This is a genomic window from Streptomyces sp. NPDC050388 (genome assembly GCF_040655635.1).
In the GTDB taxonomy this organism is placed as follows: Bacteria; Actinomycetota; Actinomycetes; order Streptomycetales; family Streptomycetaceae; genus Streptomyces.
Map to the genome: position 1 here is coordinate 1 of NZ_JBFAKH010000044.1, position 20,552 is coordinate 20,552.

Sequence of the window (20,552 nt, forward strand, 5' to 3'; positions counted from 1 at the left end):
GAACGGTGGGGCCCTTCGACATCGTGCCCGGTGAGGCACTGGCGGAGGATACGAGATTCGAACTCGTGAGGGGTTGCCCCCAACACGCTTTCCAAGCGTGCGCCCTAGGCCACTAGGCGAATCCTCCGGCAGGAACATTACATGACCGAGGGCAGTGCTCGCGAACTCGTTCCCTCCCCGCGACATGAGGTAGCCTTTGCGCAGCCCCTCACGCGGCGCTATCTGACTGAACTCCCCCAGGGCCGGAAGGCAGCAAGGGTAGGTCGGCTCTGGCGGGTGCGTGGGGGGCGTTCGCGTTTCCGGCCCCGTACGCGCGGGGCACCCGAGGGCGGGGCCCGATGTCGGTGGGCGCCTATAACCTCGTAGGTGTGTCGTCTCTCGCGCTGTACCGCCGCTATCGCCCGGAGTCGTTCGCCGAGGTCATCGGGCAGGAACATGTCACCGATCCGCTGCAGCAGGCGCTGCGGAACAACCGGGTCAATCACGCGTACCTGTTCAGCGGTCCGCGAGGCTGCGGCAAGACGACCAGCGCGCGCATCCTGGCCCGGTGCCTGAACTGCGAGGAGGGCCCCACACCGACGCCGTGCGGCGAGTGCCGGTCCTGTCAGGACCTCGCGCGCAACGGGCCGGGCTCGATCGACGTCATCGAGATCGACGCCGCGTCCCACGGTGGTGTGGACGACGCCCGTGACCTGCGCGAGAAGGCGTTCTTCGGGCCCGCCCACAGCCGGTACAAGATCTACATCATCGACGAGGCCCACATGGTCTCCCCGCAGGGCTTCAACGCCCTGCTCAAGGTCGTCGAGGAGCCCCCGGAGCACCTGAAGTTCATCTTCGCGACCACCGAACCCGAGAAGGTCATCGGGACGATCCGGTCGCGTACGCACCACTACCCGTTCCGGCTGGTGCCGCCCGGGGTCCTCCGGGACTACCTCGGCGAGGTGTGCGACAAGGAGAGCAGCCCCGTCGAGGACGGTGTGCTGCCGCTCGTCGTGCGGGCCGGTGCCGGATCCGTGCGTGACTCCATGTCCGTCATGGACCAGTTGCTCGCCGGCGCCGGGCCCGACGGTGTGACGTACGCCATGGCCACCTCCCTGCTCGGGTACACCGACGGCTCGCTGCTCGACTCCGTGGTCGAGGCGTTCGCGACGGGCGACGGCGCGGCGGCCTTCGAGGTCGTCGACCGCGTGATCGAGGGCGGCAACGACCCCCGGAGGTTCGTCGCCGACCTGCTCGAGCGCCTTCGTGACCTGGTGATCCTCGCCGCGGTCCCGGATGCCGCAGAGAAGGGGCTCATCGACGTCCCCGCCGATGTCGTCGAGCGGATGCAGGCCCAGGCCGGTGTCTTCGGCGCCGCCGAGCTCAGCCGCGCCGCCGACCTCGTCAACGAGGGGCTCACCGAGATGCGGGGCGCCACCTCGCCCCGGCTCCAGCTCGAGCTGATCTGCGCCCGCGTGCTGCTGCCCGCCGCGTACGGCGACGAGCGGTCGGTCATGGCCCGCCTGGACCGGATCGAGCGGGGCGTGAACTTCTCGGCGGGCGGTCCCGCCGCCGGCATGCCGACCATGGGGTACGTGCCGGGGGGCGGTGCCCACGGGGGAGCCGAGGGCGCCCCGGTGCCGCCGGGGGGCGGTCCGGCCGCGGCTCGGGCCGCGGCTCGGGGGCAGGTCCCGCCCTCGCTCTCGTCCTCGCCGGTGCAGCCTCCGGCTCCGGTGCCTCCGGTTGCCGCGCCTCCGGTTCCGGCTCCCGTTCAGCCCCCGGCTGCGGTTTCGGCGGCTCCGGCGGCCCCGCCCGCTGCGGGGCCGAGCGAGTCCGCGCCCGGTGCGCCCGCCCCGGGGGCCTGGCCCACCGCGGCCTCCGCCGGAGGCGGCCGCCGGCCCGGCGGCTGGCCGACGGCCGCGGCGGCGGGCGGCGGGCGGCCCCAGGCCGCCGCTCCAGGTGCTCCCGCCCCCACCCCCGCGCCCCAGGCATCCCCGGTGGGCCCAGGGCCCTCCGGGGGCGGCGGCGGGCTCGATCCCCGCGCGCTCTGGCCGAACATCCTCGAGGTGGTCAAGAACCGCCGTCGGTTCACCTGGATCCTGCTCAGCCAGAACGCCCAGGTGACCGGTTTCGACGGTACGACCCTCCAGATCGGCTTCGTGAACTCCGGCGCGCGGGACAACTTCCTGAGCAGCGGCAGCGAGGACGTGCTGCGGCAGGCCCTGGGTGAGCAGTTCAACGTGCAGTGGAAGATCGAGGCCGTCGTCGACCCGTCCGGGGGCGGCGCGGCGGTTCCGGCCCCCGGCGGGGGCCGGAGCGGGGGGAGCGCCGGGGGCTACGGCGCCGGTGGTGGCGGCAGTACGGGCGGTGGTGGCGGTGGTCACGGGGGTGTCGGCGCCGGTCAACGCTCCGGGGTCGCCCAGCCGTCGGGGGCGTCCGGCCCGTCCGGTCCGTCCGGTCCGTCTGGGTATGCCTCCACACAGCAGGCGCCCCCCGTGCCCGCTCCGGCGCCGGCGCCCCGGCCCTCCGCTCCGGAACCACCACCCCCCGTCTCCCCCGAGGACGACGTCCCCGAGGAGGACGACCCCGACCTGGACGAGTCCGCCCTCTCCGGCCAGGAGCTGATCGTCCGGGAGCTGGGTGCGACCGTGATCGAGGAGCTCATGAACGAGTAGGCACGAACGAGTGGACCCGAACGAGCGGAGCGGCCGGGCGGATTGGAGGAACACACGAACCCGTCCGCCCCGGTCCTTCGGAAGCCCGCACAAGGCGAACGCCGCCGGTCCCGTTAGGCTGACCCCGTGAAGGTCCTCGTCATCGGCAGCGGTGCCCGCGAACACGCCCTGTGCCGTTCTCTGTCCCTCGATCCCGACGTCACCGCGCTCCACTGCGCCCCCGGCAACGCCGGTATCGCCGAGGTGGCCGAGCTGCACCAGGTCGACGCCCTGGACGGCGCGGCCGTGTCCGCGCTGGCCGCACGGCTCGACGTGGACCTCGTGGTGGTCGGCCCGGAGGCCCCCCTCGTCGCCGGTGTCGCCGACGCCGTGCGCGAAGCGGGCATCGCCGCCTTCGGCCCCTCCAAGGAGGCCGCGCGGCTCGAGGGCTCCAAGGCCTTCGCGAAGGACGTCATGGCGGGTGCGGGCGTGCCCACGGCGCGGTCGTACGTGTGCACCACCCCCGCCGAGGCCGCCGCCGCCCTCGACGCCTTCGGCGCTCCCCACGTCGTCAAGGACGACGGGCTCGCCGCCGGCAAGGGCGTGGTCGTCACCGATGACATCGAGGTGGCCAGGGCGCACGCCGACGCCTGTCGGCAGGTGGTCATCGAGGAGTACCTGGACGGCCCCGAGGTCTCCCTCTTCGCCGTGACCGACGGCGAGACCGTGCTGCCCCTCCAGCCCGCCCAGGACTTCAAGCGCGCGCTGGACGGCGACGCGGGCCCCAACACCGGCGGCATGGGGGCGTACTCCCCGCTGCCGTGGGCCGATCCGAAGCTGGTCGACGAGGTCACGCGGTCGGTCCTGCAGCCGACCGTCGACGAGTTGAGGCGGCGCGGTACCCCCTTCTCCGGCCTGCTCTACGCCGGTCTCGCGATCACCTCGCGCGGTGTGCGCGTGATCGAGTTCAACGCCCGGTTCGGCGACCCCGAGACGCAGGTCGTGCTGGCCCGTCTGAAGACCCCGCTGGCCGGGCTGCTGATGGCCGCCGCCACCGGCAACCTCGCCGACCTGGAGCCGCTGCGCTGGAGCGACGACGCCGCCGTCACGGTCGTCGTCGCCTCGCACAACTACCCCGGCCCCCCGCGCACCGGCGACCCGATCACCGGCCTGGACGAGGTCGTCGCCCAGGACGCCCCGCACGCGTACGTGCTGCACGCGGGGACGGAGCAGGTGGGCGACGAGACCGTCAGCGCGGGCGGCCGGGTGCTGTCCGTCACGGCGACCGGCGCGGATCTCACCGAGGCCCGCGACCGTGCCTACCGCGCGGTCTCCCGCATCCGCCTCGACGGCTCCCAGTACCGCACGGACATCGCGGCGGAGGCGGCCAAGGGCGCATGAGCCCTCGCGGACACCGATGAACCCCACGGGCCCCGATCCGCCTCAGGATCCGGGGCCCGAACTTTGCCGTCCGTCACTCACCTTTGCCCTGAGCCATTCCATCGAGTGACCGATGCGCCATCCGGCTGACGAGGGCCGGGGCCCCAACTAGGGTGCCGCGCAAGTGTTCCGGCACGCTCCGGCACTTGGCTCACCGGCATTGCGATGTCAGTGACGGGTGTCACAGTGGGGGAGTGGGCAACGCCGGGAGAGCGTCAGGACCGTCGGGAGGGGGTGAGGCAGGGGCATGAGCACGAGCGGAGGTGGCATGGGCAGGGACGCGGGCGCGCAGTCGGCGCGTTCACGGGCGCTCGCGGTACTCCGCCTGCGCAGCAGGGCACTGGCCGTCGCCCTGCTGCCCGCGGCCGTCGCCGTGATCCTGCTCGTCGGCGGCTCCACCGGCCATTTCGTCGGCACCGGCTGGGACGTCGTCCGCTGGACGCTCACGCCGCTCGCGGTGCTGGTCCTGCTCGCCGCCGCCGGAGTCGCCCTGGTCGTCGCCCGTGCCCGGCCCGCCGTGAGCCCGACGGTCCCGATCGCCGAGGGGGCGGCCCCGGACCTGTACCGGATGGTGCGCGACCTCGCCGACCGGCTCGACGTTCCCGTTCCGTCCGCGATAGCGCTCACCCCGGACTGCGACAGCTGGCTGGAGGACCGCACCCACCCGGCGCACGGCCCCCCGCCCGTGGAGGAACACGGCGACGTAGCGGGCTCGGGCCGGCTTCCGCACCGCCGGACGACCGTCGCCGCGCCCGTGCTGGTGATCGGCTCCCCGTTCCTGTGGTGGATGCGGGTCGGCGAGTTGCGCGCGGTCCTCGCCCCGGTCGTCGCCGGTACGGGGCCCTCGGCGCACCCGGACATAGCCGCCGCCCGGCGCTTCGTCCGGGGTCTCGACGCGGCGGTGGCCGTGACCTCGGAGCCTCGGCGCGGGCCGGTGTTCCGGGCGGTGTTCGCGGGCGTCGGCTGGATCGCGCGGTCGTTGTTGCGCGGCTGCCGGGTGCACACCGCCGAGATGGAGCGCGGGGTCGCCGCGGCGGCGGCCGATCGCGCCCAGGCCGTGGACTACGGGCTGAGGATCGTCGCCCAGGAACAGGTGGGGCTGGCCTACGCGGGCTGGGACCGGCTGCTCACCCGGGTGGCGCTGCCCGCCTGGCGGATGGGCCGCTGGCCCTCCCGGCTCAACGCCGGGGTGGTGGCCGCGCTCACCGAGCTGTCCCGCCGGGACCGGCTGGCCGAGGGGTTCGCCTCCCGCCTCGGTGAGCGTCCCGCCTGCGACCTGCTCGAAGAGCCCGGCGCGGTGGACGAGGCCACCTCCCTCCTCGCCGCCCGCCTCTTCCACGGCGGTCCCGCCGGGAGCGGGCCCGAGTGGTCGCCCGTCCGCTGGGGCGACTACCCGGAGGAGGTCGTCGACCGCAAATGGCGTGCGGACGCGGCCCGGCTCCACCGCGTTCTGGACGCCCTCGGCGTACGCCCCGTCGACGGTGGGGAGGGCCTGGGGTCCGCCGGCCCGACCCTCTCCCGCGTCCTCGACCACCTGACGGACCCGGTGCCGGTCCCGCGCGCGGAACCGCCCGTACACGCGGGACCCGAAGACACCGACGCCGACGCCGACGCCGTCGACTACGACGAGGACCTCGCCGGAACCACCCCGCGCAGTGCCGCCCTGGCCGCCCGGATCAGTGCCGAAGTGGCCCGTGAGGGCGCCGCGGCCACCGAGCGGGCCGCGGCCGCGTCCATACCCGCCTCCGCACTCACCTCGGCCGGGAGCGCCCCGACCGTTCCCCCCGCACCGGCCGACCCCGCTTCCCTCTGGGACGACAGGGCGCTGCCCCTGCTCCCCCTCCAGCCCCCGCGCACCGGCCGCGAACTGCTCGCCGACCACATCATGGCGATGGTCTGCTGCGCGGCCATGGACACCGCGGGCGCGACCCCCGGGCTCGACTGGCTCGACGGCCCGGCCCTCCTCATCGGCGGCGTACGTGTCACGGACCTCCCCGCCCAGGTCATGACGCTGATCGAGGACGGCGATCCCGTGGCCCTGCGCCTGTGGCTGACCCGGCAGGGCATACGCCCGGAGAAGCCCGTACGGCTCGTCTGAACCGACCCCCCCACAACTCCCGCCCATCACCCGGAGTTCCGGCTTCCGCTTTTGACCGATTCGCGACGAAGGGTGACGGAATATGTGCCCCATGTGATGTGCTTGGCCTGTTCGCGCTCCGTGACCAGGGCTTGCGGCACACGACAAGCGCATTGCCGACCGCCGGCAAGGGGGCCGACGGGGCGGGGGGGAGGGGAGCGACCATGGGACCGGAGCAGGGCCGCCGCCGGATCGAGGGGTTCAGTTCCACCGGCGGGGTGGCACCCGGCGGGACGATCGACTTCCACGTCTCCGTCGACCCGCCCCAGGAGTTCGGCATCGACGTCCACCGCGTCGGCCACCACGACGGGCGGCGCACCGCCCGCATCACGTCCTGCCCCCGCCTGGCAGGCATCGTGCAGCCGCCGCCGCTCACCGCCGACCGTACGGTCTCCTGCCACCACTGGTGGCTGTCCTGGCGGCTGCGGGTCCCGTCGGACTGGAGCGTCGGCGCCTACGTGGCCGTCCTGACCACCGCCGACGGCCGCCACCGGTCCCACATCCCCTTCACGGTGCGCGACGACCGCCCGGCGGACCTGCTCCTGGTGCTGCCCGACATCACCTGGCAGGCCCACAACCGCTACCCGTGGGACGAGGACGGGGAGCCGTTCGACGAGGCCGGCGCGGCGGCGACCACCGTCTCCTTCGACCGCCCGTACGAGGGCACCGGCCTGCCGCCGTACGGCGGTCACACCTACGACGTCATCCGCTGGGCCGAACGCTACGGCTACGACCTCGCCTACGCCGGCGCCGGCGACCTGCACGCCGGCCGGGTCGATCCCACCCGCTACCGGGGGATGGTCTTCCCCGGCCCCGACGTGTACTGGTCCCGGGCCATGCGCGACACCGTGGAACACGCCCGCGAGTACGGCACCTCCCTCGTCTTCCTCTCCGCCCGCACGATGTACGGGCAGGTGGAGCTCGCCCCCTCCCCGTCCGGAGCCCCCGACCGTCTGCTGACCCGCCGCAGACGCCGGGCCCCGGAACGCCGAGCGCCGGAACGCAGGACTCCGGGCAGACCGTCGCTGTGGCGGGAGTCGGACCGCGCGGAGCAGCAGCTGCTCGGCATCCAGTACGCAGGTCAGGTCCCCGCACCGCATCCGCTGATCGTGCGCAACGCCGACCACTGGCTGTGGGAGGGGACGGGGGCGTCCGAGGGCGACGGGATCGAGGGGCTGGTCGCGGTCGGGGCCGACCGTTACTTCCCGCGCACCCCGCTGCCCGAGCACGAGGAGCGGGTCCTGCTCGCGCACTCCCCGTACACCGACCGGGCGGACGGCGGACGGCACCAGGAGACCTCCCTCTACCGGGCGCCCTCCGGCGCGTGGGTCTTCGCGTCGGGGACGCTCGCCTGGTCCCCGGCCCTGGACGGCCCCGGCCGGAGCGACCCCCGCGTCCAGCGCGCCACGGCCAACCTCCTCGACCGCATCTGCAAACACGACTGACCTGACCTGACCGGCTCCGGCCCGTGGGCCCCCGCGGCTGCCCCGAGCGGCGGGGGCGGCTGTCCGTACGGGACAATTGGCGTCACTGTCCCGCCGTCTCCCACCGCCACCCCGCGCGAGCGGAGCGAGCCCCGCGGGTGTCCTGCTGTCCCGAGCCACGCGGAGGAACCGTGTCCGGATTCGTCGAGAAGCCCGAGCCGATCCAGGTTCCGGGCCTGGTGCATCTGCACACCGGAAAGGTGCGCGAGCTGTACCGGAACGAGGCCGGCGACCTCGTCATGGTCGCCAGTGACCGCATCTCCGCCTACGACTGGGTGCTGCCGACCGAGATCCCGGACAAGGGCAGGGTCCTCACCCAGCTCTCCCTCTGGTGGTTCGACCAGCTCGCCGACCTGGTCCCGCACCACGTCCTGAGCACCGAACTCCCCGCGGGCGCCCCCGCCGACTGGGCGGGCCGCACGCTCGTCTGCAAGTCCCTGCGGATGGCCCCCGTGGAGTGCGTGGCCCGTGGCTACCTCACCGGTTCGGGCCTCGCCGAGTACCGGGAGTCCCGTACGGTCTGCGGCCTCGCCCTGCCCGAGGGCCTGGTGGACGGATCGGAACTGCCGGCCCCGATCTTCACCCCGGCCACCAAGGCCGCCGTCGGCGAGCACGACGAGAACGTCTCCTACGAGGAGGTCGCCCGCCAGGTCGGCGCCGACACCGCGGCGCAGCTGCGGCAGGCCACCCTCGCCGCGTACACCCGTGCCCGGGACATCGCCCGCGACCGGGGGATCATCCTCGCGGACACCAAGTTCGAGTTCGGCTTCGACGGCGACACCCTGGTCGTCGCGGACGAGGTGCTCACCCCGGACTCCTCCCGCTTCTGGCCGGCCGATCAGTGGGAGCCGGGCCACGCGCAGCCGTCGTACGACAAGCAGTACGTGCGGGACTGGCTGACCTCCGCCGAGTCGGGCTGGGACCGCGCGAGCGAGCAGCCCCCGCCGGCGCTGCCGCAGCGCGTCGTCGACGCGACCCGGGCGAAGTACGTGGAGGCGTACGAGCGTTTGACCGGCATGAGCTGGAGCTGAGGCAACGGCGAAGGCCCCGGTCGATGACCGGGGCCTTGGTGCGGAGCGGACGACGAGGTTCGAACTCGCGACCTCAACCTTGGCAAGGTTGCGCTCTACCAGCTGAGCTACGTCCGCGTTGCGCCGTGGCGCGAGGCCAACTATACCCAACCTCGCTCGCGGGCGAGGCGTACCGCGGCGTGACGGTTCTCCGCACCGAGTTTCGACGCGGCCGACGACAGATAGTTGCGCACGGTTCCCTGGGACAGCGCGGCCCGCTCCGCGATCTCCGCCACGGGCGCCCCGTCGGCCGCGAGTTCCAGCACCTCGGCCTCGCGCGCGGTCAGCGGCGAGTCCCCCGCGGCGATCGCGTCGGCGGCCAACTCGGGATCCACGTAACGGTTTCCCTCGTGCACCGCGCGGATGATCTCCGCGAGGCGCTGTGCGCTGACGGTCTTGGGGACGAAGCCGCGCACACCCGCCGCGAGCGCCCGCTTCAGGTGCCCGGGCCGCCCGTGGCTGGTCACGATCAGCACCCGGCAGCCGGGGAGTTCCGCCCGCAGCGATGTGGCGACGTTCACGCCGTCGGCACCGGGCATCTGCAGGTCCAGTACGGCGACATCGGGGACGTGCGCCCGAGCCATCGCCAGCGCCTCCGGACCGGAGGCCGCCTCGGCGACGACCAGGAGGTCGTCCTCCAGGGACAGCAGCGCGGCGAGCGCGCCCCGGATCAGATGCTCGTCGTCGGCGAGCAGCAGCCGGACGGGGTGCGCGGGCCGGGGTGTCGTCACGGCATGACCTCGCTCACACTCGTGCGGGGCGCGGACGAGGCGGTGGACTCCCCCGAGGGGAACGTTTCCCAACCGGCGGCCGACGGCGACGGGACCTCGGCCGTCAGCAGGAACCGCCCGTCCCCGGCCGGGCCGGCCCGCAGGGTCCCCCCGATCTCGGCCAGCCGCTCACGCAGCCCGACCAGCCCGGCCCCCCGGCCCGGGCCGCCGTTCTCCGGTGCACCGTCGTTCTCCACCGTCAGTACCGTCCGCCCCTTCAGCACCCGTATCCCCACCGCGCACCACCGTGCGTTCCCGTGCCGCAGCACGTTGGTCACCGCTTCCCGTACGACCCAGCCCAGCGCGGACTGCACCTGTGCCGGGAGCCCGGTCGTCGGGCCGGTGACCGTGCAGTCGATGCCGGCCGCGTCCAGGACGCCCTTGGCACCCGCGAGTTCGCTGCCCAGGTCGGCCTCGCGGTAGCCGCGGACGACCTCGCGCACCTCCCGCTGCGCCTCGTGCGCCAGCCGCTGCACCTCGACCATCTGCGTCACCGCCTCCGGCCGCTCCCGCTGGGCCAGCTGGACGGCCAGCTCGCTCTTCAGGGCGATCACGGCGAGGTTGCGGCCCATGACGTCGTGCAGATCCCGCCCGAACCGCAGCCGCTCCTCCACGACGGCGAGCCGGGTACGGGTCTCCCGGGCCTCGTCGAGTTCGTACACGACGTTGAGCAGCCAGACCGAGATCACCGAGGCGAAGGCCATGAACCCGCCGCCGAACAGCATCGCCACCGAGAAGAGCAGCGCGGCCGGGGCGGGCATGCCGAAGAGCAGTGACACCACTCCCGTGCCCACCGCGAAGCCCACCACCCAGCCGAACGCCCGCGGTCGGCTGCGCACCCCGAGCGCGACGATCCCGGCGCCGAAGGACGGGACGAGCATCAGGATCCCGGCCACCGGTTCGGCGACGTCCCGGTCGGCCGGCCCGTGCTCGGCGATCGCCACGGCCGTCACCGTGACGACCGCGGAGACGACACCGAGCGCCCACAGCAGCCGGAGGGGCTGCTCCCGCGGCCCGCGCAGCCAGTCCAGCGCCCGCGAGGCGGTCACGACGCACAGCGCGCAGTGCACGGCGATCACGAGCAGCAGCGGAACAGCGAGCCTCGGCCCGAGGTGCCCGAACCGCCCGATCATCGGCCCGCCGACCGCCACGAACTCGGCCAACGCGAAGGAGTGGAACGACCACCGGGTGTACGTCTCCACCTTCGCCGGGGTGCTCTTGCTCCCCCACCAGCCACCCGGCCTGCTCGTGTCCCCGCCTCCCGCCGTCGGCATGTCAGCGCCTCGGTTCCCAGCGGAACCACCGGCGGACGGCGAACACCGCCAGCAGCGCCCAGGCCGCGCCGGTCGCCACGGCGAACAGCGTCTCGGAGCCGGACAGGTCTCCGGTGAAGCCGCCGCGCAGCAGGGTCATGACGGGGGTGAGGGGCAGCAGTTCGCAGAAGGAGGCCAGCCGGTCGGGCAGCACCTCCAGCGGGACCGTCATCCCGGAGCCGAGCATCGACACCATGATCACCGGCATCGCGGTGACCTGCGCGCTCTCGGTGGTCCGGGTGAAGCCCGCGGTGACGGCGGCGAGCGTCGCGCACAGTCCCAGGCCCAGCAGCAGCCCCAGCAGGGACAGGTGGACGGCCTGCGACGCGGCCACGTCCAGGACCAGTGCGCAGCCCCCCGCCAGCAGCAGCGACTGCACCAGCCCGGTGACGACGGCCGGGAGCGAGGCCCCGCACAGGATCTCGGCGTCCCGCAGCTCCCCGGTGCGCAGCCGCTTCAGCACCAGTTCCTCGCGGCGGGTGACGAAGACGCTGACGAGCGACGTGTAGACGGCGAACAGCAGGGAGAAGCCGATCGCGCCGGGCAGGATCACCGCGCCGAGACTGAGACCCGCCTTGTCGAGGTCCATCCCGTCGGCCGCCGAGTACAGGCTGAGCGGAAGCACCAGCGGCACCAAGAGCGCGGCGAAGAGCGTGCCCCTGCTGCGTCCGAACAGCGTCAACTCGGCTCGGGCGAGGGCCCGCATGCGTCCCACGGGGGTGCTGGCCGCGGTGTTCCCGCCGCTCACGGCCTCGGCCGTTCCCCCGGTCGACCCCTTGGTCGTGCTGACCGTCCCGCTCATGCCGCGTACTCCTTTCCCGTGATGGTGCTCTCCCCCTGCTCGAGGGTTTCGCGTGCGGAGGCTTCCCGGGCTATGCCCAGGAACGCCTCCTCCAGTGACGCCGAGCGCACATCCAGTCCCTTCAGTTCCACACCGGCCCGCTCCGCCCACACCAGCAGGCTCGTGGCCGCCCGTTGCAGCTCACGGGTGTGCAGCCGGATGATCCGTCCGTCCAGTTCGTGCCCGGTCACGCCCAGGTCGTCGAGCGGCGGCAGGTCACCGGGGAAGTAGCCGGGGGGCAGTTCGAAAGTGATCCGCGACGGCTGCGCGGCGGTCACCTCGGCGGGGGTGCCGGTGGTGGCGACGCGCCCCTTGTGCATGATCGCGAGGCGGTCGGCCAGTGCCTCGGCCTCCTCGAGGTAGTGGGTGGTCAGCAGCACGGTCGTGCCGTTGTCGCGCAGGGCCCGCACCAAGCGCCAGGTGTCGCGGCGCCCTTCGGCGTCCAGGCCGGTCGTCGGCTCGTCGAGGAACAGCACCTCGGGGTCCCCGAGCAGCGCGAGGGCCAGGTCGAGGCGGCGCCGCTCACCCCCGGACAACTGCTTGACCCGTACGTCGTCCTTCCCGGCCAGTCCGACCAGCGACAGCACCTCCTGCGGCGGACGGGCCCCGCTGACGGAGCCGGCCCACATCCGCGCGGTCTCCATGACGGTCAGGTCGGAGGGGAAGCCGCCTTCCTGGAGCATCACGCCGGTGCGGGGCCGTACCGCGGCGCGGTCGGTGTACGGGTCGTGACCGAAGATCCTGACCTGTCCGCCGGTCGGCACCGCGAGGCCCTCCAGCAGTTCGACGGTGGAGGTCTTGCCCGCGCCGTTGGTGCCCAGCAGTGCGAAGACCTCCCCGCGCCGTACGGAGAAGCCGATCCCCCGTACGGCCTCGAACCCGCCCTTGTACACACGGCGCAGGTCAGTGACCTCGATCACGTGTTCATGTTCGTTTCCTCGCATGCTTCGATCATTCAGGATCAATCGGCCGGGCAGCCGTGCGGGCTGTCATCACTGGGCGTGACAAATGTCAGAACGGTGCCGGGTCGTCCCGCACGGGCACCGGGAGGGTCACGGCGACACGAAAAGACCCCGGTCCGATGGACCGGGGTCTGATTCCCGAGCGGACGACGAGGTTCGAACTCGCGACCTCAACCTTGGCAAGGTTGCGCTCTACCAGCTGAGCTACGTCCGCATTGCCTCCGACCGGCTTTCACCGGTCGGTGCGAGCACCAGCCTACCTGATCGAATGCACCGATCGGTACGGCTACGCAGAGCGGGTGACAGGAATTGCACACTGCGCCTTCCCCCTGGAAGGGGGATGTTCTACTACTGAACTACACCCGCATGTACTCCGTGAGCCGGACCTTTCGGCCTGGCCTCGCGGCGTGCTCCAGACTCTAGCTGATCAACGGGGGTGTTGTGCAAGTCGGCTGCCACGGGGGCCGGATGGCCGGAGCCAGGACGACCGAGGCGCAGATGACCGAGGCGCGGACGACCGGAGCCCGGACGGCCGGGACGCACCCCGCCGCACCGCGCGCCCCGTCACACCCGTCCCGCCGCGCCGGCCTCACCGCGCCGCGGCGAACGCCTCGTAGATCCGCTTGGGGATCCGTCCGCGCGCGGGGACGTCCATCTGGTTCGACAGCGCCCAGGCGCGCACGGCCGCCGGATCGGGGGCGACCTCCGTCTGCCGGTACGTCCGGCCCGAGCGGGAGCGCTTGCGGCCGGCCTGTACGTAGGGCGCGAGCGCCCTCCGCAGGCCGTCGGCGTTGGCTTCGTTCAGATCGATCTCGTACGACTTGCCGTCGAGTCCGAAGGCGATCGTTTCCGCCGCTTCCGAGCCGTCGATGTCGTCAAAGAGAGTGACCACGACCTTCTGCGCCACGAATAATCGGTCCCTTCGTGCGACGCCTCTGTGTCGACGTCGGTGATGACGCCCCGGGTGTCGCGGAGATGTCGGCGTCCGCCTGTAAACGGGCAAACCACCTGCTAATGACAATTCATTTGTACAGTGCTCGGCAATGCATTGTGAAGCTCGACTAAATCTGCCCGCGTGTCCGGGGCGCAATAGCGATACGTGACGGATCGCGGATCTTTCCCGGATCTTTTCCCTGGCTCCTCCCCGCGACGCCGAATCGTGATCGGTGTCACGTAGATTCCTCCAACTCTACTCGCGTAGAAATTTTGTGCGGGTAGTCTGAAGGGACCTGCTCAGCACCACACACCGGGAGTGCCAGTGGCACGCGTCGTAGTCGACGTCATGCTCAAGCCGGAGATCCTCGACCCCCAGGGCCAGGCGGTGCAGCGCGCACTGCCGCGGCTGGGTTTCGAGGGGATCTCGGACGTCCGTCAGGGAAAGCGATTCGAACTGGAAGTTGACGGGCCGGTCGACGAGGCCGCGCTCGCCCGCATTCATGATCTTGCGGAATCCTTCCTCGCCAACACCGTGATCGAGGACTTCACCGTCAGGGTCGAGGAAGTCTCGGAGGCCGTGAAGTGACCGCTCGTATTGGCGTCGTCACTTTCCCCGGCAGTCTCGACGACCGGGACTCGCAGCGCGCGATCCGGCTCGCGGGCGCCGAACCCGTGGCGCTCTGGCACAAGGACAAGGACCTCAAGCAGGTCGACGCGGTCGTGCTGTGCGGCGGATTCTCCTACGGCGACTACCTGCGCGCCGGGGCCATCGCCCGTTTCTCACCGGTGATGGACACCGTCATCGAGCAGGCGAAGGCGGGACTGCCGGTCCTCGGCATCTGCAACGGTTTCCAGATCCTCACCGAGGCGCACCTGCTCCCCGGCGGCATGCTGGGCAACGACCACCTGCACTTCATCTGCCGTGACCAGAAGCTGCGGGTGGAGAACGCCGAGACCGCCTGGACCACCGACTACACGGCCGGCCAGGAGATCCACATCCCGCTGAAGAACATGGACGGCCGCTACGTCGCCGACCAGTACACGCTGGACGAGCTGGAGGCCGAGGGCCGCGTCGCCTTCCGGTACCTCGACTTCAACCCCAACGGCTCGCTCAACGACATCGCCGGCATCACCAACGCGGCGGGCAACGTCGTCGGTCTGATGCCGCACCCCGAGCACGCCGTCGAGTCACTGATCGGCACCGGTCGCACCGACGGCCTCCCGTTCTTCACCTCGATCCTCAAGAAGCTGGTCAACGCATGAGCCGGACGCCTCTGGACACGGTCGAGCACGCGGCGAAGACCCCCGACGTCGAGCTGCCCTGGGCCGAACTCGGCCTCAAGAAGGACGAGTACGAGCGGGTGGTGGAGATCCTCGGCCGCCGCCCGACCGGCGCCGAACTCGCCATGTACTCGGTGATGTGGTCCGAGCACTGCTCGTACAAGTCCTCCAAGGTCCACCTCCGCCAGTTCGGCGAGAAGGCCCCCGAGTCCGACGCGATGCTCGTCGGCATCGGCGAGAACGCCGGTGTCGTCGACGTCGGTCAGGGCTACGCGGTCACCTTCAAGGTCGAGTCGCACAACCACCCGTCGTACGTCGAGCCCTACCAGGGCGCGGCCACCGGGGTGGGCGGCATCGTCCGCGACATCATCGCGATGGGCGCCCGCCCGGTCGCGGTCGTGGACCCGCTGCGCTTCGGCGCCGCCGACCACCCCGACACCAAGCGCGTCCTGCCCGGCGTCGTCGCCGGCATCGGCGGCTACGGCAACTGCCTCGGCCTGCCCAACATCGGTGGTGAGGTCGTCTTCGACGCCTGCTACCAGGGCAACCCGCTGGTCAACGCCGGTGCCATCGGCGTCATGCGGCACGAGGACATCCACCTCGCCAAGGCCTCCGGGCCCGGCAACAAGGTCATCCTGTACGGCGCCAGGACCGGCGGCGACGGCATCGGCGGCGCCTCGATCCTCGCCTCCGAGACCTTCGACGACGCCAAGCCGTCCAAGCGCCCGGCGGTCCAGGTCGGCGACCCCTTCCAGGAGAAGCTCCTCATCGAGTGCACCCTGGAAGCCTTCCAGGAGAAGCTGGTCGTCGGCATCCAGGACCTCGGCGCGGCCGGCCTGTCCTGCGCCACGTCCGAGCTGGCCTCCAACGGCTCCGGCGGCATGCGCGTCGTCCTCGACGACGTACCGCTGCGCGACTCCACGCTCTCGCCCGAGGAGATCCTCATGAGCGAGTCGCAGGAGCGCATGTGCGCGGTCGTCGAGCCGGAGAAGGTCGACCGCTTCCTCGAGATCTGCGAGAAGTGGGACGTCATCGCCACCGTCATCGGTGAGGTGACCGACGGCGACCGCCTGGAGATCTTCTGGCACGGCGGCAAGATCGTCGACGTCGACCCGCGCACCGTCGCCCACGACGGCCCGGTCTACGAGCGCCCCTACGCCCGCCCCGACTGGCAGGACGCGCTCCAGGCCGACGACGCGAACAAGCTGCCCCGGCCGCAGACGTCCGACGAGCTGAAGGACCAGGTCCTGAAGCTGGTGGGCTCGCCCAACCAGGCCTCCAAGGAGTGGATCACCCGGCAGTACGACCACTTCGTGCAGGGCAACACGGTCCTCGCCCAGCCCGAGGACTCCGGCATGATCCGCGTCGACGAGAAGACCGGCCTCGGCGTCGCCATCGCCACCGACGGCAACGGCCGGTACGCCAAGCTCGACCCGTACACGGGCGCGCAGCTGGCCCTGGCGGAGGCCTACCGCAACGTGGCGACGACCGGTGCCAAGCCGCTCGCCGTCTCCGACTGCCTGAACTTCGGCTCGCCGGAGGACCCCGCGGTCATGTGGCAGTTCGCGGAGGCCGTGCGCGGTCTGGCCGACGGCTGTCTGCAGCTCGGCACCCCGGTCACCGGCGGCAACGTCTCGCTCTACAACCAGACCGGCGAGGCCGCCATCCACCCCACCCCGGTGGTCGCGGTCCTCGGTGTGATCGACGACGTGGCGCGGCGCACGCCGGCCGCCTTCCAGGAGGAAGGACAGCTGATCTACCTCCTGGGCGACACCCGTGAGGAGTTCGGCGGCTCGGCCTGGTCGCAGGTCGTCCACGACCACCTCGGCGGCCTGCCGCCCGAGGTCGACCTGGAGCGCGAACGCCTCCTCGGCGAGATCCTGATCTCCGCCTCCCGCGACGGCATGATCGACTCCGCGCACGACCTGTCCGACGGCGGTCTGATCCAGGCCGTGGTCGAGTCGGCGCTGCTCGGCGGCAAGGGCGCGCGCCTGGTCGTACCGGACGGGCTCGACGCGTTCACCTTCCTGTTCTCCGAGTCGGCCGGCCGCGCGATCGTCGCCGTGCCGCGTTCGGAGGAGCTCCGCTTCACCGACATGTGCGGTGTGCGCGGCCTCCCGGCGACCCGCATCGGAGTCGTCGACGGGGACACGGTGGACCTCCAGGGCGAGTTCGCGCTCACCCTCGAGGAGCTGCGCACGGTCCACGAGGAGACGATCCCGGCCCTGCTGGCCTGATCCGAGGCCTTCGCCGTACGGGTCTCCCGTACGGGGCCCCCGCCCGGTCCGCCGGGCGGGGGCCCCGTCGTTCGTGGGGCCGGCCGGGGCGGCGAGGTCGTCCGAGGCGCCCGCGCCGGCCTCGCGGCGCACCTCCTAGGCTGCTCCCATGCCCCCGGCCAAGAAGCGCACCCGTTCCTACGACCACGCCAAGACCCGCACCGCCGTCCTGGCCCAGTTCGGGAACGTACGGCAGGCGGTACGCACCCTGGACGCGCGACACCTCGCCCTGCCCACCCGCCTCGGCGACTGGACCGTACGGGACCTGCTCGCGCACCTCGCCCTGGCCGTCGGGAGCGTCAGCCGGGCCCTGGAGCGGGACGAACCGGCGAAGCCCGAGCTGACGCTGCTGGACTACCCCGCCGCGACCGCCGCCCACGCCGGTGCCGTCGCCGAGCGCTCCCGGGCGCTCGCCGAGGCGACCTCGGACCTCGACGCCCTGTTCACCCGCACCGCGGAGGAGCTGACCCGGGACCTCGACGCCGCCCCGCCCACCCGTGTGCTCGCCGTGCGCCCCGGGGCCATGAACCTCACCGACTACCTGGTCACCCGCACCGTCGAGCTCGTCGTCCACGCCGACGACCTGGGCGCCGCCGTGCCCGGTCTCGACGTCCCCCACGACCGCCGGGCCCTCGCCGCCTGCACCCGACTGCTGGCCGACACGCTCGCCGCGAAGGCGCCCGGCGGCTCGACGGAGGTGCGCGTCCCGCCGTACGCGGTCGTGCAGTGCGTGGCGGGGCCGCGGCACACCCGGGGCACCCCGCCCAACGTCGTCGAGACCGACCCGCTGACCTGGATCCGGCTGGCCACCGGGCGCACGGCCTGGCAGGACGCGGTGGCCGACGCCGAGGTGAGCGCGAGCGGGGAGCGGGCGGACCTCGGACCGTACCTGCCGCTGATGACGTGAGGCGACGACGACCGACGTGAGGGGAACCGGAAGTTCCCCGGCTCCGTCGAAGCGGCATGTACACACAGAGGAACAACCGGCGCAAGCGGCACACCGTTCTCGCGGCGGCCACCGCCGTCCTCTCCGTCCCCTTCGTGACGGCCTGCGGCGGTGAGCAGGCGGGCGCGGGAGCGGACACCGGGCGGGCGAGCGCGGTCGGTGCGACGACGGGCACGGCGGAGCGGTCCCTCACCGGCATGCGCTGGAACGTCGACAGCGTCACCACGGACGGCACCACCCTCCGTGCCCCCGTCGACTCACACATCACCGTCGAGGACGACGGCCGGACCAGCGGCCGGTACGCCTGCAACCACTTCCGCGGTGAGACCGACTTCGACGGGGACCGGGTCCGGTTCGCCGTCGGCACCACCCTGGTGGCCTGTGACGACGAGCCGCGCAGGAGCTTCGAAGGTGCCCTCGCCCGCGCCCTCTCCCTCCAGGACGGTGCTCTGAAGGTCCGGGTGAACGACGACCGTCTGACCCTCACCGCCGACAACGGCACCACCGTCCGTCTCAGCGAGGGCAACGCGGACACCCCCCTGTACGGCACGAAGTGGAAGATCGTCTCCCCCGACTCCGCGGGCCGTGCCCACCTCACCTTCGACGAGGAGGAGGGCACCGTCTCCGGAAGCCTCGGCTGCAACAAGGTGAACGCCGACGCCACCGTCCGCGACGGCCATATCACCGTCGGCACGCCCACCACGACCCGAATGGTGTGCGAAGACTCACTCATGAAGACCGAGAAGCGGCTGCTGCGGCTCTTCGACACCACGCTCAACTATCGGGTCGAGCACCGGAGCATGACGCTGACCAGCGAGAACGGTCCGTCCGTCGAACTCTTCGCCGCCACGTGACCCAGGGCTGAGGTGGTGCACCCAATTCGGACCAGCACTCGACCTCGCCTACACTCGGTGCCGTGCCACGTGGTGACGGACGACTCAACCACGACCTGCTCCCCGGAGAGAAGGGCCCCCAGGACGCCTGCGGCGTCTTCGGTGTCTGGGCTCCGGGCGAAGAGGTCGCCAAGCTCACGTATTTCGGGCTGTACGCCCTCCAGCATCGGGGTCAGGAATCCGCGGGTATCGCGGTCAGCAACGGCTCCCAGATCCTCGTCTTCAAGGACATGGGCCTGGTCTCCCAGGTCTTCGACGAGACCTCGCTCGGTTCGCTCCAGGGTCATATCGCGGTCGGTCACGCCCGCTACTCGACCACCGGCGCCTCCGTGTGGGAGAACGCCCAGCCGACGTTCCGCGCCACCGCGCACGGCTCGATCGCGCTCGGCCACAACGGCAACCTGGTCAACACGGCGGAGCTCGCCGAGCTGGTCGCCGAGCTGCCCAAGGAGAACGGCCGCGCCCCGAAGGTGGCGGCCACCAACGACACCGACCTGATCACCGCCCTGCTGGCCGGCCAGCGTGCCGCCGACGGCGAACCGGTGACCGTGGAGCAGGCCGCGCACGTGGTCCTTCCGCAGGTCAAGGGCGCCTTCAGCCTCGTCTTCATGGACGAGAACACGCTGTACGCCGCCCGCGACCCGCAGGGGATCCGCCCGCTGGTCCTCGGTCGGCTCGAGCGCGGCTGGGTCGTCGCCTCCGAGTCCGCCGCCCTCGACATCTGCGGCGCCAGCTTCGTCCGCGAGATCGAGCCCGGCGAGTTCGTCGCCATCGACGAGAACGGACTGCGCTCTTCCCGGTTCGCGGAAGCGAAGCCCAAGGGCTGTGTCTTCGAGTACGTGTACCTGGCCCGCCCGGACACCGACATCGCCGGCCGGAACGTCTACCTCTCGCGCGTCGAGATGGGCCGCCGCCTCGCCGGGGAGGCGCCCGTCGAGGCCGACCTGGTGATAGCGACCCCGGAGTCCGGCACCCCGGCCGCCATCGGCTACGCGGAGGCCTCCGGCATCCCCTTCGGCAACGGCCTGGTGAAGAACGCGTACGTCGGCCGTACGTTCATCCAGCCCTCGCAGACCATCCGCCAGCTCGGCATCCGCCTGAAGCTGAATCCGCTCAAGGACGTCATCAAGGGCAAGCGCCTGGTCGTCGTCGACGACTCGATCGTGCGCGGCAACACCCAGCGAGCCCTGGTCCGCATGCTCCGCGAGGCGGGTGCCGCCGAGATCCACATCCGGATCTCCTCGCCGCCGGTGAAGTGGCCGTGCTTCTTCGGCATCGACTTCGCGACCCGCGCCGAGCTGATCGCCAACGGCATGTCCACCGACGAGATCGGCACCTCGCTCGGCGCCGACTCCCTGGCGTACATCTCCCTCGACGGCATGATCGAGGCGACGACCATCGCCAAGCCGAACCTGTGCCGCGCCTGCTTCGACGGCGAGTACCCGATGGAGCTGCCCGATCCGGAGCTCCTCGGCAAGCGGCTCCTGGAGTCGGAGCTGGCCGCCGGTACGGCCGAGCCGGCCGCGCTCGACGCGATCCGCCGCCCGTAACCCCCTGCCCTGCCCTGCCG

At 72.0% G+C, this 20,552-nt stretch carries 16 protein-coding genes, 4 tRNA genes and 1 other RNA gene; 12 read left to right on the top strand and 9 right to left on the bottom strand.

From position 1 onward, the window contains the following. Positions 1-39: 39 nt before the first annotated feature. Positions 40-127: transfer RNA gene (locus tag AB0I73_RS24180), tRNA-Ser, on the bottom strand. Between the two features lie 72 nt (positions 128-199). Between AB0I73_RS24180 and ffs the strand changes: the two genes are divergently transcribed. From ffs to AB0I73_RS24210, 6 genes are all read left to right on the top strand, one after another. Continuing rightward, positions 200-298, top strand: an RNA gene (ffs, locus tag AB0I73_RS24185) — signal recognition particle sRNA small type. A 70-nt stretch (positions 299-368) separates the two neighbouring features. Next, a complete protein-coding gene (locus AB0I73_RS24190) occupies positions 369-2,654 on the top strand; it encodes a DNA polymerase III subunit gamma and tau (RefSeq protein ID WP_363040568.1) in 2,286 nt (761 codons plus the stop codon). A 126-nt stretch (positions 2,655-2,780) separates the two neighbouring features. Then, the gene (gene purD, locus AB0I73_RS24195; protein WP_363040570.1) at positions 2,781-4,034 is read left to right on the top strand and encodes a phosphoribosylamine--glycine ligase; all 1,254 of its coding nucleotides are present in this window, start codon (positions 2,781-2,783) and stop codon (positions 4,032-4,034) included. Positions 4,035-4,320: 286 nt separating this feature from the next. Further along, positions 4,321-6,171 (top strand): hypothetical protein, encoded by a 1,851-nt coding sequence (locus AB0I73_RS24200; RefSeq protein ID WP_363040572.1) that lies wholly within the window; start codon positions 4,321-4,323, stop codon positions 6,169-6,171. A 203-nt stretch (positions 6,172-6,374) separates the two neighbouring features. After that, positions 6,375-7,655: a N,N-dimethylformamidase beta subunit family domain-containing protein gene (locus tag AB0I73_RS24205; protein ID WP_363040574.1), complete on the top strand. Its 1,281-nt coding sequence runs from the start codon at positions 6,375-6,377 to the stop codon at positions 7,653-7,655. Between the two features lie 170 nt (positions 7,656-7,825). Further along, positions 7,826-8,725, top strand: coding sequence for a phosphoribosylaminoimidazolesuccinocarboxamide synthase (locus tag AB0I73_RS24210; protein ID WP_363040575.1), 900 nt, complete (start codon positions 7,826-7,828; stop codon positions 8,723-8,725). Between the two features lie 44 nt (positions 8,726-8,769). Here the strand turns inward: AB0I73_RS24210 and AB0I73_RS24215 are convergent. From AB0I73_RS24215 to AB0I73_RS24250, 8 genes are all read right to left on the bottom strand, one after another. Then, a tRNA-Gly gene (locus AB0I73_RS24215) sits at positions 8,770-8,842 on the bottom strand. A 23-nt stretch (positions 8,843-8,865) separates the two neighbouring features. Beyond that, a complete protein-coding gene (locus tag AB0I73_RS24220; RefSeq protein WP_363040577.1) occupies positions 8,866-9,495 on the bottom strand; it encodes a response regulator transcription factor in 630 nt (209 codons plus the stop codon). Next, positions 9,492-10,808, bottom strand: a complete 1,317-nt coding sequence (locus tag AB0I73_RS24225; protein ID WP_363040579.1) for a histidine kinase — start codon at positions 10,806-10,808, stop codon at positions 9,492-9,494. The genes AB0I73_RS24220 and AB0I73_RS24225 overlap by 4 nt, the downstream gene beginning before the upstream one ends. Position 10,809: 1 nt before the next feature. Continuing rightward, on the bottom strand, positions 10,810-11,553 hold the full coding sequence (locus tag AB0I73_RS24230; protein ID WP_363040639.1) for an ABC transporter permease: 744 nt from the start codon (positions 11,551-11,553) through the stop codon (positions 10,810-10,812). 92 nt (positions 11,554-11,645) lie between these two features. Beyond that, on the bottom strand, positions 11,646-12,632 hold the full coding sequence (locus tag AB0I73_RS24235; RefSeq protein ID WP_363040581.1) for an ABC transporter ATP-binding protein: 987 nt from the start codon (positions 12,630-12,632) through the stop codon (positions 11,646-11,648). 159 nt (positions 12,633-12,791) lie between these two features. Continuing rightward, positions 12,792-12,864, bottom strand: a tRNA-Gly gene (locus AB0I73_RS24240). 80 nt (positions 12,865-12,944) lie between these two features. Further along, positions 12,945-13,016, bottom strand: a tRNA-Gly gene (locus AB0I73_RS24245). A gap of 223 nt (positions 13,017-13,239) precedes the next feature. Then, positions 13,240-13,557 carry an Lsr2 family protein gene (locus AB0I73_RS24250; RefSeq protein ID WP_363040583.1) on the bottom strand — a complete coding sequence of 106 codons (318 nt, stop codon included), beginning with the start codon at positions 13,555-13,557 and terminating at the stop codon, positions 13,240-13,242. Positions 13,558-13,908: 351 nt separating this feature from the next. Here AB0I73_RS24250 and purS point away from each other — a divergent pair, with 351 nt between their 5' ends. From purS to purF, 6 genes are all read left to right on the top strand, one after another. Continuing rightward, the gene (gene purS / locus AB0I73_RS24255) at positions 13,909-14,172 is read left to right on the top strand and encodes a phosphoribosylformylglycinamidine synthase subunit PurS (RefSeq protein ID WP_202275301.1); all 264 of its coding nucleotides are present in this window, start codon (positions 13,909-13,911) and stop codon (positions 14,170-14,172) included. Continuing rightward, positions 14,169-14,849 (top strand): phosphoribosylformylglycinamidine synthase subunit PurQ, encoded by a 681-nt coding sequence (purQ, locus tag AB0I73_RS24260; protein WP_109376449.1) that lies wholly within the window; start codon positions 14,169-14,171, stop codon positions 14,847-14,849. The genes purS and purQ overlap by 4 nt, the downstream gene beginning before the upstream one ends. Then, positions 14,846-17,104: a phosphoribosylformylglycinamidine synthase subunit PurL gene (purL, locus tag AB0I73_RS24265; protein ID WP_363040586.1), complete on the top strand. Its 2,259-nt coding sequence runs from the start codon at positions 14,846-14,848 to the stop codon at positions 17,102-17,104. The genes purQ and purL overlap by 4 nt, the downstream gene beginning before the upstream one ends. Before the next feature lie 148 nt (positions 17,105-17,252). Then, entirely contained in the window at positions 17,253-18,050 is a 798-nt protein-coding gene (locus AB0I73_RS24270) for a sterol carrier family protein (protein WP_363040588.1), read from the top strand. Positions 18,051-18,106: 56 nt separating this feature from the next. Continuing rightward, positions 18,107-18,943 carry an META domain-containing protein gene (locus AB0I73_RS24275; RefSeq protein ID WP_363040590.1) on the top strand — a complete coding sequence of 279 codons (837 nt, stop codon included), beginning with the start codon at positions 18,107-18,109 and terminating at the stop codon, positions 18,941-18,943. A gap of 62 nt (positions 18,944-19,005) precedes the next feature. Further along, positions 19,006-20,532: an amidophosphoribosyltransferase gene (purF, locus tag AB0I73_RS24280; protein WP_363040592.1), complete on the top strand. Its 1,527-nt coding sequence runs from the start codon at positions 19,006-19,008 to the stop codon at positions 20,530-20,532. The last annotated feature ends 20 nt before the right edge of the window (positions 20,533-20,552 follow it).

Bases quoted from the DNA above. Each gene is read 5' to 3' on its own strand.
- AB0I73_RS24200 (WP_363040572.1), top strand. From the start codon at position 4,321: ATGAGCACGAGCGGAGGTGGCATGGGCAGGGACGCGGGCGCGCAGTCG.
- AB0I73_RS24205 (WP_363040574.1), top strand. From the start codon at position 6,375: ATGGGACCGGAGCAGGGCCGCCGCCGGATCGAGGGGTTCAGTTCCACC.
- AB0I73_RS24225 (WP_363040579.1), bottom strand. From the start codon at position 10,808: ATGCCGACGGCGGGAGGCGGGGACACGAGCAGGCCGGGTGGCTGGTGG.
- AB0I73_RS24230 (WP_363040639.1), bottom strand. From the start codon at position 11,553: ATGCGGGCCCTCGCCCGAGCCGAGTTGACGCTGTTCGGACGCAGCAGG.
- AB0I73_RS24235 (WP_363040581.1), bottom strand. From the start codon at position 12,632: ATGCGAGGAAACGAACATGAACACGTGATCGAGGTCACTGACCTGCGC.
- purL (WP_363040586.1), top strand. From the start codon at position 14,846: ATGAGCCGGACGCCTCTGGACACGGTCGAGCACGCGGCGAAGACCCCC.
- AB0I73_RS24270 (WP_363040588.1), top strand. From the start codon at position 17,253: ATGCCCCCGGCCAAGAAGCGCACCCGTTCCTACGACCACGCCAAGACC.
- AB0I73_RS24275 (WP_363040590.1), top strand. From the start codon at position 18,107: ATGTACACACAGAGGAACAACCGGCGCAAGCGGCACACCGTTCTCGCG.